Raw genomic sequence first — 14,145 nt, 5'->3', positions numbered from 1 at the left:
TGTGCATATCCATTCAGTAGTGACTGTATGTGAATATGTTACGGATGCCACAGTTGCAAAGTCAACCCCTCGCGCTTGTAGGGTGGGGACATCCTGCTCTTAGATCCCTCTGCACCAGGGGGGGCAACTACTGAACGGAATTCTCCTATGTCCTCAAATACCTCTCTGCTGCGCGTCCATATAGCTACCGATCACGCGGGGATGGAGCTGAGTGCCCACCTTGTTGGCCATTTGAAGTCGCAGGGCTATGAGGTGATTGATCACGGGCCCAAGGAGTACGACCCCTTGGACGACTACCCCCTCTTTTGCATCAATGCTGCCCAGGCTGTGGTAACGGATCAGGCAGCTGGTCGTGCGGCTTTGGGCATTGTTCTGGGAGGGTCAGGAAACGGCGAGCAGATAGCGGCCAACAAGGTCAGGGGCATCAGGGCGGCCCTTGCCTGGAATCCGTCCACGGCGAAGTTGGCCCGGCAGCATAATGACGCCAACGTGGTAGCAGTTGGAGGCCGCCAGCACAGCGTGGACGACGCAACCGCCCTTATTGACGCCTTCCTGCAGGAGCCCTTCTCAGAAGACGAGAGGCACTTGCGCCGCATTGCGAAGATCGCCCAGTACGAAACCACGGGCACTGTCCACGAATAAACCAAGGCCAGTATTAGCGTGAAAGAATCCTCCAATGACTTCCCAAAGAAAGGACCTTTCCGTGTCACCTCAGGCCACCTCCTCCTCCCGCGTAGCGATCGTCAGTGCCCGCTGGCATGCTGACATCGTTGATCGTGCCGTCGAGAGCTTCCAGGCGCGTCTCCAAGAGCTCGGGATTACCAACGTGGATGTGCACCAAGTTCCTGGTGCCTTCGAAATTCCGCTGCTCGTCCGACGGCTGGCAACGTCCGGTCAATACGACGCTGTTGCTACCTCCGCCCTCGTAGTAGACGGTGGAATTTATCGCCACGAATTTGTCGCACAAAGCGTCGTGGACGCCCTCATGAGGGTGCAATTGGAAACGGATGTGCCGGTATTTTCCGGTGTCCTGACTCCCCACAATTTTCACGAGCACGAAGAGCACCGCAACTACTTTTCCCAGCATTTCGTGACCAAGGGGAAGGAATTGGCAGACGCTCTCGCCTCAACTCTCACGACGCTGGGCTCCCTTCACGCCTGACACTCATCTCCTCGCCGCCTTCCGAGAGCCACTGATAACTCTTCGTCAAGTGATTTTCGCGAAGCAGGAGAGAAGGGGCCGTTGGCAGGTACACGAACCAGAAGCACTAAAGCCTTGTTTTGTCTTACTAATGCCGCAGAAACTGAGCAAAGGAACATGCACATGAGTGGAATCATCGTTGTAGGGGTCGACGAGAGCGGGACAGCAAAGAAGGCAGCCGAGTCGGCGCGTGACCTGGCAGCGGCCCTAAACGCATCGCTCCACGTGGTGTCGGCCTTTGACACTGACCGGACCGAAGTGGTCGGCAGTGGCAGTGACAGATTGACCGTCACCGCTTTCGATGCAGCCGAGCACATTGCAAGGACTGTCGCAGAGTCCCTCGGCGAACACGTCAAAGTGACCTACTCCGCGGCCAGGGGCCGGCCCGCGGATGCCCTCATCCAAGAGGCCATCCGCGTGGAGGCCCGCGTTATCGTTGTTGGCAACCGCAGGATGCAGGGAATAGGACGCGTCCTGGGCAGTGTGGCAAACAGCGTGGCGCACAACGCACCATGCGACGTTTACATAGCCAACACCTACGACGCCGACTAACAGTCACCAGCCGGCATTCCTTAACTTTTGGCGGCGCGCTCCCGGTGCTGGGGTGACGGCGCCAGCGACGCCGAAAGTGAAGGCCTGCAACCGCCCCACTCACAGGGGATATAAAGCGCCGATACCGGATATGCCGTCAACCTGCCTCGGCCGGCAAACCCGTTGCTGATCACGAGGCCGGAACTGGGGGCGGCTCTGATCCGGCAGGGCCGGGGTTCAATTCAGGTTATCCACGGCTTGAAATCAGCCTTCACGGCTTGGCTCCATTCCCGGCGAATAGGACGAACCTGCCAGCCGGCTTCCCGGCGGTATGTTCGTTCACTTCTCCCATAGGAGAGCCTGAGCCGGATGATCCCTTGATCGGAAGCCAACTCTTCGATTACTCCACGTGCAATGACCAGACCACCATCGAGCGCCTCAACCTCATCACCGGGTCTAAGCCTGTTCCAGTCGAAGATTTCGAAAGACATTGGCGTCAGGGAGCCCTTCCTTGTTTCCTTCGGTGGGGACTTGTTGGTCAAGGAGAGTTTTAAGTAACATCCGAGAATGATGGCAGTCGAGAGCAAGCGACTACTCGCGTTTTCTCCACGAAAGCAACGCCAGATCGCGGGCAACAGCGTTCTGGGCCTGGGTGGGATTTGCGTAACCATCGCCCTTGGACTTCCTTCGATACTTCACGGCTAGGGGTACCTCGTCACCGTTCCAACTAGAAGACAGCGGGTCGTAAAAGACAACGTCCGTGCTTTGCCGGCCGGCGGTCAAGCCGGGAGGTAGAAGTACCAGGTCAAGGTGGGTGCTAACAGCGACAAGCTGTGGGAGGACATTTGGATACAGCACGCCAAGGACAACCACTACACTTTCCGACTGGAAGGGCTGCGCCGGTCCAACCATGACGAAGCAGCCTTCCGGCTCTCCCCACTCCCTGATTGGAAGATCGTCGCCTTTCTTTGAGCTGCGGGGCATGGACTTCCTCGCCTCAAGCTGCTGCTTCATCGTGGTGGTTAGACACAAAGGTTCCGTTTCGTCAGGTTGGGTGTGCCCTAGCAGGAGGAACACTCGACCACGCGTGCAAGTATCCGACCATTGATCGTTCCAGCTACTCGTGGGGGTGCAGCAACGAGTGACTTCAGCGCGTGTTATCGGCAGACTCAATAGCCCATGCTGCCCGGTGCAGTGCAGTAGCAATGCGCGCTCTCAGATTCCTTGACCACGGAAACAGAAGCTGGTCTTGATCCGTGATAGTCGGCGCATCCGGAAGAGCGCTCCGAGCGCCGTTAACGTCTCGACCCGCCAGAAGAAAAGCGAGCGAGTAATGGCTATCCAACAACTATCTTCTCCTTGATTCCGTTTGCGCAGGGTCGAGTGGTTCGGCTCGCGCTGAAGTAGGCAACAGCAGCGTCAATTGAGTATGCTTGCCGCTGATCAAGGCGCATTGTGCCAAATTGGGACACGGCATGCGTGAATGTGCGGCGCGCCCGGGCAACCGCTGTCTTCTGTCAGCACACGCGCCTCGGCATGTAGGCGGAAAAACCTTATGCGCCGATTATTTCTCTGACTGAGGTGCAGCCTGTTCCATCAGGTCACCCACCCACGGGAGGTATCCTCGATGGAACACCATTCCCTCAGGCAGTCCCTGAATCGATACCGCTGAGCCGGAGATATCGATAGTCACACGACTGGACCCCATAGGGGCGTTCGTGATGTGCAGGTCGCCGTAGGATTCCGGGAGGACAGGGTCCATCCAGACGCCGCCGGAGGAAACGTCGGGATCATAGCGCATTAATGTTGTCACGAGCATTATGGGTGTCGTGGCCGCCCACGCCTGTGGGGAACATGCCGTGGGATAGGGTACGGGCGAGGAAAACTGCTCCCGGCTGAAGCCGCAGAACAATTCTGGAAGGCGCCCCGCCGAAAACTCCGCGGCCTCCAGGAGTGCCGTCGAGATCCGTTGCGCCTCCGTCACGAATCCGTAGCGCATGAGACCGACTTGGATAATCGCGTTGTCGTGGGGCCATACCGCCCCATTGTGGTAGCTGGCCGGGTTGTAAGCGCCCATGTCGGATGCCAAGGTGCGCACCCCCCAACCGCTAAACATCTGGGGGGACATTAGCCGTTCCACGACCAGTGGTGCTTTGACTTCGTCGACGATACCGGTCGTCAGGCAGTGGCCCATGTTGGACGCGCAGGCATCGACTGGTCGCTTGTCGCGGTCCAGTGCGACGGCGTAATAGCCTTTGTCTGGCAGCCAGAACTGTTCGTTGAATTGCCGCTTCAGCCGAGCCGCACGATCCCGTAGGTCAGCTGCCTTTTCCCGGTCGCCGGCCTCGAAGGCCATCCATGCCGCCGCCAGACAGGCGCCGTAGACGTAGCCTTGGACCTCGCATAAGGCGATCGGCGGCTCAGCGAGGGTCCCGTCGGCAAAGTTGATGCCGTCCCACGAGTCTTTCCAGCCTTGGTTGATCAATCCCTGGTCGTTGAGGCGAGCATACTCGACAAAGCCATCTCCATCCCTGTCCCCGTAATTACGGATCCATTCCATCGCACGATCGGCGTGGGGTTGCAGCGCGGCGATGGTCTCCGAACCGAAACCCCACCGGCTCACCTCCCCAAGTACCATCAGGAACAACGGCGTGGCATCGACGCTTCCGTAATACGCGGACTTCCCGCCCAAGGCCAGCCCACTGGACACGTCCATTCTGACTTCATGCAATATTTTGCCTGGCTCCTCCTCGCTCATCAGGTCCACCACGCTGCCCTGGCGGTCAGCGAGCGTCTGCAGCGTGCCTAAGGCCATAGAAGGATCAACCGGGAGGGCCATGAGGGATGACCACAGAGAGTCTCGCCCGAATAAAGTCATAAACCAGGGAGCCCCGGCGGCAACCACTACCCGATCTGGGTGGTTCGGATCCTCAATACGCAAGGAACCCAAGTCGTCGTAGCTACGCCGTAAGGTCCGCTGAATTGAGCGGTTTCCCATTTCTAGCAAGGGAATTCTTGCCACCCATTCCTGCCGACGGCGGTCACGTGGGGACAAGCCGTCCACATCGGGATGAATAGTAGGCGCAAGTCCTCTCGTCCCGTCCAGGACGGGCGCCACGCTCAATAGCGTCGTCCAGCGGTCATGCGGCGGAACGCTCTTCTTGTAGATTATTGCCTCTGCGGTGACGGCGCCGCCGTCGGCCTTGACGATGACCCCCTTGCGGACGTCCTTCCAAGTTGCCTGGATGATTAGGGAGTCCCCGTCCACCTGCCGTGTCTCGTTCCACTGTCTCTGGATCTTGGCTCCCTTGACTTCGAAGATGTCTGCGAAATCCGATTCGACAGTCAGGGCAACCACGCACTCGGCGGGCTGCCTCGAGTAGTTCAGAACCGTTATTTGCTCCAGAAGCCCGCCCCCGATTTCCCTCACCCGCTCGACGATGAGCGAACTGTCCGGGCGCCCGTCCGAGTGCGGCACACGTCCGGCCAGCAGGGCCCGGTAGGGCTCCTTAGTCTCCGCCGCCAAGGGCTCCAGCATTTGTCCGTTAACAGTCAGGTTCCAGCGAGACAGGATGCGTGTGTCCTCGTAAAAAACCCCGTGAGGGTACTCGGGAAAGATGTCACCATTGGCGGAGGAAATGCAGAAGTTCGGTCCTTCCACCAGCGTGACCGTCCCGCCCAGCGGACCGGCTGCTGTGTCAGCATTCCATCCAGCCATCCCGGCTCCTTCATGCTTCCGACACTGGAGGTGTTGTGGCTTGGCTCTTCGTGTTTGGCTGGTGGCCGCTGCCTTCACCGATATTGACGCTACTCTCGTCCCATGCGGGGCGCCACCCCCGCTTTCACTAATGGGAAAGTCGCGAAGTGGCCAGGCGTGGACATCATGAGGATGGGGCTGAGGATGAACCAGCGCAAGGGCCATCACGTGTTGAACGCTCGGGTCTGTGCGCGCGGAGCCGGCTGGCCAAGGTGCGGATCGTTCATGAAAGAGTAGAGCTGTCGGATTGGAACCGCTACGCGTGGCGACCCACCTTTCTTGTGCCAATTCAGCCGCTCGAATCGTTGCTGCTGTTTGACGCAGCGTTTCGAAAGGATCGAAGTTGCGGAATTTCGGCGGTTGAAGGCTGCCGCTTACATCTTTTGAATGATGATCAGTGGTCCCGGATCTGGCCGTGATTATCCGTTCCGGGACCACCGAGTTCTGGCCTATTCCAGATGAAGGTCAAAAGCAGCAGAGCCGCTTTGGTTGTGGTTGTCTGCACTGACCGGCCAGCTCTCTCTATTTAAAGCAGGTTCATTTGACTGATAAGTCAGCGGTACTGCAAACGACCGCTTCTGCGACTTGTTGGATGTGGTCATCGGTCATTGCTGTTGAGAGGGCAAGGAGTCCATTGGAGCCGGCCAGGACGCCCTTATCGTAGAGATTCCACCATAGGGATTCGATGTTTGGGGTGACTATGCGCATCAGTGATCCGAAGCCGTTGACCGGAATTCCCGCGGATTTCAGTTGACGGCGCAAGTGGTCGCCTCGGATGTTCAGATCTGATACTGCTTCTTCGTCATATAGGCGAAGGGCAGTGAGGCCAGCTGCCATAGTCACGGGGTTGGCGGTGAATGTACCACCCCACATGACGTTGCCACTCGTTGTTGGGCTGAACGTCTTGAGAATGTCGGGGCTTCCGCCGATCGCTCCGGCGGGAAATCCGCCTCCGATGATCTTCCCTACCGAGATCAAATCCGGCTCTACCCCATAATGTTTATGAAACCCTCCCCAGCTAAGGCGAAGGCTGATCACTTCGTCTACCGCTAACAGCACGTCGTAGTGCCGTGTGAGTGCCCTCAGCGCTTGGACGAATTCATGGGTTGCTGGTTGCAGCCCCGCGCGGTTAGGCATCAGGTCGATAAGAACCGCTGCAGTTCTGTGGCTGTGGTTTTGGAGTGCATCCGCAAGGGCCTGGAGGTCGTTTTGGGGGAGCACAAGAACAGATTGTCGTGTCGAAGCCGGGACGCCCAATGATTTTTGGTCCACAACTTCATCGCCGGTGCCGTGGTAACTGCCCTCGAAGCGGATGATGATGTCGCGACCTGTGTGGGCTCGCGCTGCGCGAAGCATCATAAGAACGGCTTCAGTTCCCGAGTTGCAGAAGCGCCACTGCTGGATACCGGTGCGTTCTGCAAGAGACTCAGCCATGTCGACTTCGTACCTGGTCGGCAGGCCGAATGCAGTTCCCTTTTTCGCGGCATCAAGAGCGACGTCAAGGACTTCTTCATGGGCATGCCCATGAATCAGGGATGTGTAGTTGTTGTTGCAGTCGATGACCGATCGTCCGGTTTCATCGGTGACAAGGGCGCCGGAACCTTCGACGGCATAGGGTGGACGAGGGGGGACGAACACGGTCGAACGAGTGTTGCCGCCTGGCATGACCTTCTTGGCTCGATCGAAAATGTCCGGCAAGTGTTTGGTGGACGTTGGCATTGTGTCAATTCTCTTCAGCTGGGGCGTTGGGGCAGTCCCTGGCCTGCTTGTGTAGGCCAGGGACTGCGGGTCAGCGTACGGCGACGGCATCGATTTCGATGACGGCGCCTTCGGCGGCCAAGTCACTGACTTCGACAAGGGTGCTGGCCGGTTTTGTGTCTGGCCAGCGATCAGCCCGCAGCCTGTTCACTGCGGAACGTTCACTGATGTCGGTGACGTAGACAGTGAGCTTTACCAGGAAGGCTGGAGAAGAACCTGCTGCAAGAAGGATCGACTCGAGTGAGTCCAATATTCTCGCTGTCTGGGCTTCGATGTCCCCCGGTTCAGGGAGCTGTCCTGAGGCGTCAAAGCCGAGCAGGCCGGAGACGTGCACAAGATTTCCGGCGATTACGGCGTGCGAAAAGTGACCGCGGGGGCTCGGTACGTCAACGCACAACACTTCCGCCCTCTTTATTGGAGGTGTCATACGCTGGCCTCCTGCAATGTATCTTTCTGTGCTCTCGAAATTGCAGTGAGAGTCGAGGTGAAGGCTTGGACGGCAAATTCGAGATCTTCATCAGTCCAGACAGCATTCGGACCAAAGGTCCTGCTGGTAAGGCCGAGCCCAGTGTTGGCCAGTCCCAAGCACATTAGGCGCCACAATCGATGGTCTGCACGTTGGGCTGACGCGAAATCAACGACTTCTTCACTGGTAAAGTGGAGGCCCACGCACGGGCCGTCACCAGTGACTGCCAGCGGAATTGCAAGCCTTGCCGAGAGGCCTCGTAGGGCCTCGCGCAGCTTTTCGCCCTTAGCTGCCGCTTCTGCGAATACCTCCCTGGTTGTTATCCGCATCGTAGCTACGGCTGCGGCAAGGGCAACAGGATTTTGAGCATGCGTGTTTGATGCGCTAATCGGTTGCTCAAGAATATCGGCCCGCCCGGTCACTACAGCGACAGGCAGGCCGCCCCCAAGCATTTTGCCCATGACGATCAGGTCCGGCGCTTCAAAGCCGTAGTACTCACTTGCGCCGCCGACAGCGAACCGACATCCAGTGATGACCTCGTCAAGGATGAAGAGAGTTCCGTGGCGCTGTGTGGCCGAGCGGAGGCCTTTGAGGAACCCGTTTCTCTGGTGCACAGCGCCGGGGATTGTCATCATGGGCTCAGCGATTACTGCCGCGACTGACCCCGAATGGAGGTCCAGGGCCTCGTTGACGGCTGCGAGATCATTGAACGGCACGGTGATGATGTTGTTGTGTGCAGTTGGTGAGATACCCGCTTTTGATGATTGTTCGCCGAGGAGGGCGTCGTGTTGGCCATGGAAGCCACCAGCTACCCTGATGACGGTCTGGCGTCCTGTAAAGGATCGGGCGAGACGTAGGGCGTATGTATTCGCTTCCGAGCCGGAGGGGGCGAAGACGACCCGTTCCGCACCCGGGACGCGTTCGCACAACTGTTGCGCGAATTCATCCCGAATGGGGGAGGGGTGCATTGCGCCTCCAGGCGCCCCCAGTTGGTTCATTGCGTCGTGCACTGCGGCGGTCACGATCGGGTGGGACCGTCCAACAAAGCTTGCGTTCCACCCAGCGTTGCAGTCCAGGATGTCATTGCCATCTACGTCGGTGAAATGGGAACCCGATCCTTGCTGAATGTAGACGGGATACGGCATTCCTGAGTTGAACCGTGTTCGCTGACCTTTGGCAATAAAACTCTGTGCGGACTCATTCGCCGCCTTCGATCGGGCATTTCGCTGGTGATACGTATCCATCCACTCATCCTCGAGTGCCTTCAGCGTGCTTGTGCTGGTCATAAGTCTTCCTAATTCATTTGGTGTGGCCGGCGGCCGGACACTAGGCGCGGACAGATGTTTCCGCAGCTTGCTGTTCCTCGTGGTCATGCATCCTCACTCCCCGGGTTTCCCGGGTGAAGGCAGCCGTCATCGCGACAATGGCCAGAGCGATGCAGACGTAGACGATGATGGCAGTTGTGGAACCGAAGATCTGCAGAAGACCGATCGCGATGGTAGGTGCCAGGCTGCCGCCAACGATGCCGGCGAGCTGATATCCCAGCGAAGCGCCGCTGTAACGGTGTTTGGCGTCAAATAGCTCGCAGATCCACACTGCCTGGACGCCGTACATCGCAGAGTGGAAGACGAGACCGACCAGCACGGCAAGGATGATCAAGCCGACGGATTTGGTATCGACCAGCGGGAAGAAGGCGACGACCATCCAGATGATCGCCCCGACAGCGCCGAAGATGGTCACGGGTTTGCGACCGAAGCGATCGCTTAGCGCGGCGAAGGCCGGGTACGTCAGGAGTTGCATGCCCGCTCCAAGCATCGCCGCGGTGAGGCCAACCGTAGCGGGCAAGCCCAGGGTTTTCGAAATGTAGGTCAGGAGGAAGGTAATGAGCAGGTAGAACATAATGTCCGCGCCGGCCCGGATCCCAATCACGCGAAGGACGTCGAGGGGCTGACGCCGCAACAGCTCGAGCACGGGGGATTTGCTGACGGTGCCGCTTTCCTTCAAGGCATCAAAGGCAGGTGTCTCCGTGACTTTCAAGCGAATATAGATGCCGACAACAACTACTACTGCCGACAGCAGGAACGGTACCCGCCAGCCCCAAGAAACGAAATCGTCACGTTCGAGGGCTGCGGACATCAGCAGCAGGATTCCGGTGCTCAGAAGGTTGCCGATGGACGCACCGACCTGTACGAAGCTTGTTAGGAAGCCTCGCCGTTCCTTGGGTGCGCGTTCGGCGATCATCAGTGCCCCGCCAGCCCATTCACCTCCAAGTGCAAGACCTTGAATGAGCCTAATCGTGACCAGCAGAATCGGAGCGATCACTCCTGCGGTCGCATAGCTTGGGAGGAGTCCGATACCGATAGTTGACACTCCCATCACCATGATGGTGGCCAGCAGAACTTTTTTGCGTCCGATCTTGTCGCCGAAGTGACCAGCTATCACTGCGCCAACGGGGCGGGCAGCAAAGCCCACGGCGAATGTTATGAATGATAAGAGCGTTCCGGTAAGAGGGTCATACGACGGGAAAAATACGTCGCCGAAGACGAGGGCGGCGGCCGTCCCGTAGAGGAAGAAGTCGTACCATTCCAGGGACGTGCCAACCAGGCTTCCCATAATGGCACGCCGCAGAGATTTTGTCCGTCCGTGCGTTGCTTGTCCAATGTTTTCCATGATGCCTCCAGATGATGGTGCCGAAGCTGTCGATGCTTTGAGGTGGTTATGTGTCACAGGGCGGAGGACGCTGCCCGGACGTAGCCTGACTCGACATCCGCCCTTAGGGCTTTGCCGGAGCGGGCTGAAGGGTTGCCGTAGCCGCCCCCTCCAGGGGTAAGCATGCAGATGAGGTCACCCCGCGTGAGTGGGATGTTCTCTCCCTTGCTGATCATGGGCAGGATGACTTTTTCGCCGCGGAGGCGGAACCAGGGTGCCGACGCCGCCCCCGGACCTCCACCAGCGCGACCAATTGGAGCGGTTTTCGATTGGTCTCCCAGGAGGCTCGCGCGTCCTCGATCACCGGTGTACTCGAACTCGAAATGCACGCCTAGTCCGCCTCGGAATTCGCCTTCACCGAATGAGTTCTCACGGAGCGAGTACTGGCGGACGAGAATGGGATAGCGCTGTTCCAGTGTTTCGACTGACTGGATCAGGCCAATGCTCATGAGCGAGCAGCCGTTTGAAAGCCCATCTCCAGCTTTGTGGCCCCCGTAGCCGCCGCCGAGGAAGATGTACATGACAAAGGGGTCTCCTTCCTCGTCAACACCGCCAATGGACAAGTTGTTGGAGGTAGCCGAGGAGCCGGCGGGTACTCGGTCCGGAAGCGCACCGGCCAACGCGCCCATGACCGCCGTGATGATCCGCTGGCTTGTTTCCGCGGCGCATCCAGCGACGGGCCGGGGCATCTTGGCATTCAGGAAGACAGTTTCGGGGATTACGAAAGTCAGGGGTTCAAAGATCCCGGAGTTGATGGGCACGTCGGGGAAGACGTGTTTGATCGCAACAATGGCGCTGGACACAGTCGCCGCGTAGACGGAGTTCATCGGCCCTTCGCAAGGGGGTGAGGATTTGCTGAAGTCGACCGTCATTTCCTCGCCGGAGACCGTCAGCTCAACTGCGATGCTCAAGGCCTTGTCCACGATGCCGTCGTTGTCCATGTCCTCGGTGAACTGGTACGTGCCATCAGGGATGTCCTTGATATAGCTACGCATTTGAATTGAGGAACGTTCGCGCAGTGTATCGATCACCGCGGAGACAAGGTCGGCACCGTATTCATCAAGGAGCTCGGTCAATCGTGAATCCCCTGCTCGCAACGCCGTCGCCTGTGCCTGGACATCGCCCAGGACATCGTCCGGCAACCGGGAATTAGTCTGCAGGATTGCGAGGATATCCCAGTTCAGTGCCTCGTCACTGAATAAACGAACAGGCGGGATGCGCAGGCCCTCTTGGTAACAGTCGCTGGCTTCTGCTGCGAAGCCTCCGGGGACGCGTCCGCCAAGGTCTGTCCAGTGGCCTGTGTTTGCGAGCATCGCGAATAATTTGCCACGGTAATAGAACGGCCGCACCATCTTGGTGTCCATGATGTGAGTGCCGCCGGCGAAGGGGTCATTCACCAAGTACATGTCCCCGGGCTTCGGATCCTTGATCGCGGACAAGACGCTGGCAACCGTGTATTGCATGGTGCCGACGAAGATGGGCAGACCGCGGACGCCCTGCACGATCATAGATCCGTCAACCGCTGAATAGATTCCGTCGGCCCGGTCCCATGCGTCCGAGATGACCGGCGAGAACGCCATGCGTTCAAAGACGGTGTCCATTTCGTCTGCGATTTGCTCGAGTCGGCCGCGGATCACGGCCAATGACAGGGCATCTACTTCGGGCCTCATCGGGCCACTTCCACGAGAAGAGAGCTATCGTTCTGGACCACCGACGTTGTGCCTGGCGGCAGGATGATGGTTGTATCTGTTTGTTCAATCACTAGAGGTCCTTCCAGAGTCTGTCCCACGGTTAATGTGTCCCGGGAGAGCACGTCGACCATGACTGTCATGCTGTCGAACGTTATGCTTCGTTTTGCCAGCGAGTGAGCGGTACTTGCGGGTAGAGCTGACGCCATTTGGAGTGACCGTTTTCCGGTGGCGACGGTACGGAGGTTTATCAGTTTGATATCCCGTGATGGGTGCTTGCCCCCATACGTAGTTGCGTGCTGATCGAGGAACGCCTGGATGAGGCACCCTGCTGTCCAGTTGCTCTCTTTGTCTCCGAGGGGAATCCGCAGGGTGTACCTCTGCTTGCTGAAGCTCATTTCAGCGAAGTGTTCGACTGTTATGGCGGTGCTGCCGAAGCCGTCGTTGGTCAGCAGGGCATCACCCGCGATGCGATGTTCGGCGAGTATTTCCTGCACTGTTTCGGCAAAGCTGCTGCCTTCGACGGTGGCATTAAGTGCGGTTACGTAGTCGTACTTTGCATCCGCGATCAGGCAGCCGTAGGCGCTTAGGGCCCCTGGGTGAGGAGGGATCAGAACTGAGGTGGCGCCGACAGTCCGGGCAAGTTCGACAATGTGCATTGGGCCGGCGCCGCCGAAACCGACGAGGGCGAAGTTGCGCGGGTCGTAACCTTTGTCAACGCTGACGCTTCGAATAGCAGCGGCCATCTTTTCGTTGGCGATGCGGATGACTGCCAGCGCAGCTTCGTCAACCGTGAGTCCAAGGGGTTCTGCTATTTCATTGCGGATGGCTTCTTGTGCGGCGTTAAGGTCAATCTTGAAGCCCTCTTGTGTCCCCAACTGCTGTTTAGGGGCGATTCTGCCGAGGACGACGTTGGCGTCTGTCACTGTGGGGCGACTGCCTCCACGGCCGTAGCAGGCAGGTCCGGGGTCAGATCCTGCACTCTCAGGGCCGACTTGCAGTATGCCTCCTCGGTCGACGGAAGCGATTGATCCTCCGCCAGCGGCAATGGTGGTGATATCAATCATCGGCAGTTTGATCGGAATGCCGTAGTCGATGTTCTTTTCGGAAGTGATGGCCGGGCTGCCGTCAGGGATGAGCGCCACGTCAAAGCTGGTGCCGCCCATATCGCAGGAAATGACGTTGGCAAGGCCTGATGCGGCCCCGAATGCCGCCGCGGCAACGGTGCCCGCGGCTGGTCCGGACAGTAGGGTTCGTGCGCCCAAATGCCCCGCTCGGCTGGCGGGTGTCAGCCCGCCGTTGGACTGCATGACCTGAACTTCTTGCCTGAAGCCCTGGGAGTTCAAACGTTCCTGGACGCTGTCCAGGTATCGGGTCATCGTGGCGCTCACATATGCGTTGACAGCCGTGGTGTTGGCCCGTTCGAATTCGCCGGCCTCGGGGCAAAGCTCATAGGACGCACTGACCGCAACGCCCGGGAGTAGTTTCGTCAGGAGTTCGACAATTCGTTGTTCGTGAGTGGGATTGACGTAGCTGTTGAGCAGACATATGGCTACGCTTTCGATGTTCGCCGTTCGTAGCCGTCTTCCCAGCTCATGTACTTCGTCCTCGTTAAGGGCAGCGTGAACACGGCCTTTCGAGTCGATGCGTTCATCGATCTCGAAGGACAGGCTTCGAGGCACGATTGGGGTGTAACCAGTAGTCAGCCCGTACGTTGTTGGCCGGTCGCGGCGGCGAAGCTCCAGTACGTCCCGGAATCCTCGGGTCGTTACAAGGGCGCAGCGGTCACCCTTGCGCTCCAGGACAGCGTTGGTGGCAACAGTCGTTCCATGGACAACTGCGCCAAGGCGCTCGAGCGGTACTTCCAGTTGGTTGAGTCCGGACACGAGCCCCTCTGCCTGATCCCCGGGTGTGGAGAAGACTTTGGCTATCCTTAGTCTTCCCGTATCTGCATCGTGGAGGACCACATCGGTAAATGTGCCTCCGACATCGATCCCAGCGATATATTCCATAAGTTTTGTTCCTTTGTCGGCTT

Annotated in this window: 12 protein-coding genes; 3 read left to right on the top strand and 9 right to left on the bottom strand. The window is 58.5% G+C overall.

Annotation, left to right across the window (positions count from 1 at the left end):
- Positions 1-147 precede the first annotated feature (147 nt).
- From ACZ9BC_RS14650 to ACZ9BC_RS14640, 3 genes are all read left to right on the top strand, one after another.
- On the top strand, positions 148-642 hold the full coding sequence (locus tag ACZ9BC_RS14650; RefSeq protein WP_476246575.1) for a ribose-5-phosphate isomerase: 495 nt from the start codon (positions 148-150) through the stop codon (positions 640-642).
- Positions 643-676: 34 nt separating this feature from the next.
- Positions 677-1,162 (top strand): 6,7-dimethyl-8-ribityllumazine synthase, encoded by a 486-nt coding sequence (locus ACZ9BC_RS14645; RefSeq protein WP_476246574.1) that lies wholly within the window; start codon positions 677-679, stop codon positions 1,160-1,162.
- 162 nt (positions 1,163-1,324) lie between these two features.
- Positions 1,325-1,753, top strand: coding sequence for a universal stress protein (locus tag ACZ9BC_RS14640; RefSeq protein WP_476246573.1), 429 nt, complete (start codon positions 1,325-1,327; stop codon positions 1,751-1,753).
- A 221-nt stretch (positions 1,754-1,974) separates the two neighbouring features.
- Here the strand turns inward: ACZ9BC_RS14640 and ACZ9BC_RS14635 are convergent, their stop codons facing one another.
- From ACZ9BC_RS14635 to ACZ9BC_RS14595, 9 genes are all read right to left on the bottom strand, one after another.
- Positions 1,975-2,274 (bottom strand): hypothetical protein, encoded by a 300-nt coding sequence (locus tag ACZ9BC_RS14635; protein WP_476246572.1) that lies wholly within the window; start codon positions 2,272-2,274, stop codon positions 1,975-1,977.
- Positions 2,275-2,323: 49 nt separating this feature from the next.
- Positions 2,324-2,746: a hypothetical protein gene (locus ACZ9BC_RS14630; RefSeq protein WP_476246571.1), complete on the bottom strand. Its 423-nt coding sequence runs from the start codon at positions 2,744-2,746 to the stop codon at positions 2,324-2,326.
- Between the two features lie 550 nt (positions 2,747-3,296).
- On the bottom strand, positions 3,297-5,450 hold the full coding sequence (locus ACZ9BC_RS14625; RefSeq protein ID WP_476246570.1) for an amylo-alpha-1,6-glucosidase: 2,154 nt from the start codon (positions 5,448-5,450) through the stop codon (positions 3,297-3,299).
- A gap of 576 nt (positions 5,451-6,026) precedes the next feature.
- Positions 6,027-7,208: an aspartate aminotransferase family protein gene (locus ACZ9BC_RS14620; protein ID WP_476246569.1), complete on the bottom strand. Its 1,182-nt coding sequence runs from the start codon at positions 7,206-7,208 to the stop codon at positions 6,027-6,029.
- A gap of 70 nt (positions 7,209-7,278) precedes the next feature.
- On the bottom strand, positions 7,279-7,674 hold the full coding sequence (locus ACZ9BC_RS14615; protein WP_476246568.1) for a RidA family protein: 396 nt from the start codon (positions 7,672-7,674) through the stop codon (positions 7,279-7,281).
- On the bottom strand, positions 7,671-8,999 hold the full coding sequence (locus tag ACZ9BC_RS14610; protein ID WP_476246567.1) for an aspartate aminotransferase family protein: 1,329 nt from the start codon (positions 8,997-8,999) through the stop codon (positions 7,671-7,673). The genes ACZ9BC_RS14615 and ACZ9BC_RS14610 overlap by 4 nt, the downstream gene beginning before the upstream one ends.
- 40 nt (positions 9,000-9,039) lie before the next feature.
- A complete protein-coding gene (locus tag ACZ9BC_RS14605; RefSeq protein WP_476246566.1) occupies positions 9,040-10,383 on the bottom strand; it encodes an MFS transporter in 1,344 nt (447 codons plus the stop codon).
- 53 nt (positions 10,384-10,436) lie between these two features.
- Positions 10,437-12,092 carry a hydantoinase B/oxoprolinase family protein gene (locus ACZ9BC_RS14600; RefSeq protein ID WP_476246565.1) on the bottom strand — a complete coding sequence of 552 codons (1,656 nt, stop codon included), beginning with the start codon at positions 12,090-12,092 and terminating at the stop codon, positions 10,437-10,439.
- Positions 12,089-14,122, bottom strand: a complete 2,034-nt coding sequence (locus tag ACZ9BC_RS14595) for a hydantoinase/oxoprolinase family protein (protein ID WP_476246564.1) — start codon at positions 14,120-14,122, stop codon at positions 12,089-12,091. The genes ACZ9BC_RS14600 and ACZ9BC_RS14595 overlap by 4 nt, the downstream gene beginning before the upstream one ends.
- Positions 14,123-14,145 lie beyond the last annotated feature (23 nt).

This window comes from Pseudarthrobacter sp. TE3704, from assembly GCF_056279405.1.
Note: the sequence above shows the minus strand (reverse complement) of the source record. Positions and strands in the feature narration are given on the sequence as shown.

Excerpts from the sequence above, each read along its gene's own strand:
- ACZ9BC_RS14650 (WP_476246575.1), top strand. The coding sequence starts at position 148 with ATGTCCTCAAATACCTCTCTGCTGCGCGTCCATATAGCTACCGATCAC.
- ACZ9BC_RS14645 (WP_476246574.1), top strand. The coding sequence starts at position 677 with ATGACTTCCCAAAGAAAGGACCTTTCCGTGTCACCTCAGGCCACCTCC.
- ACZ9BC_RS14640 (WP_476246573.1), top strand. The coding sequence starts at position 1,325 with ATGAGTGGAATCATCGTTGTAGGGGTCGACGAGAGCGGGACAGCAAAG.
- ACZ9BC_RS14630 (WP_476246571.1), bottom strand. The coding sequence starts at position 2,746 with ATGAAGCAGCAGCTTGAGGCGAGGAAGTCCATGCCCCGCAGCTCAAAG.
- ACZ9BC_RS14625 (WP_476246570.1), bottom strand. The coding sequence starts at position 5,450 with ATGGCTGGATGGAATGCTGACACAGCAGCCGGTCCGCTGGGCGGGACG.
- ACZ9BC_RS14620 (WP_476246569.1), bottom strand. The coding sequence starts at position 7,208 with ATGCCAACGTCCACCAAACACTTGCCGGACATTTTCGATCGAGCCAAG.
- ACZ9BC_RS14615 (WP_476246568.1), bottom strand. The coding sequence starts at position 7,674 with ATGACACCTCCAATAAAGAGGGCGGAAGTGTTGTGCGTTGACGTACCG.
- ACZ9BC_RS14610 (WP_476246567.1), bottom strand. The coding sequence starts at position 8,999 with ATGACCAGCACAAGCACGCTGAAGGCACTCGAGGATGAGTGGATGGAT.
- ACZ9BC_RS14605 (WP_476246566.1), bottom strand. The coding sequence starts at position 10,383 with ATGGAAAACATTGGACAAGCAACGCACGGACGGACAAAATCTCTGCGG.
- ACZ9BC_RS14600 (WP_476246565.1), bottom strand. The coding sequence starts at position 12,092 with ATGAGGCCCGAAGTAGATGCCCTGTCATTGGCCGTGATCCGCGGCCGA.
- ACZ9BC_RS14595 (WP_476246564.1), bottom strand. The coding sequence starts at position 14,122 with ATGGAATATATCGCTGGGATCGATGTCGGAGGCACATTTACCGATGTG.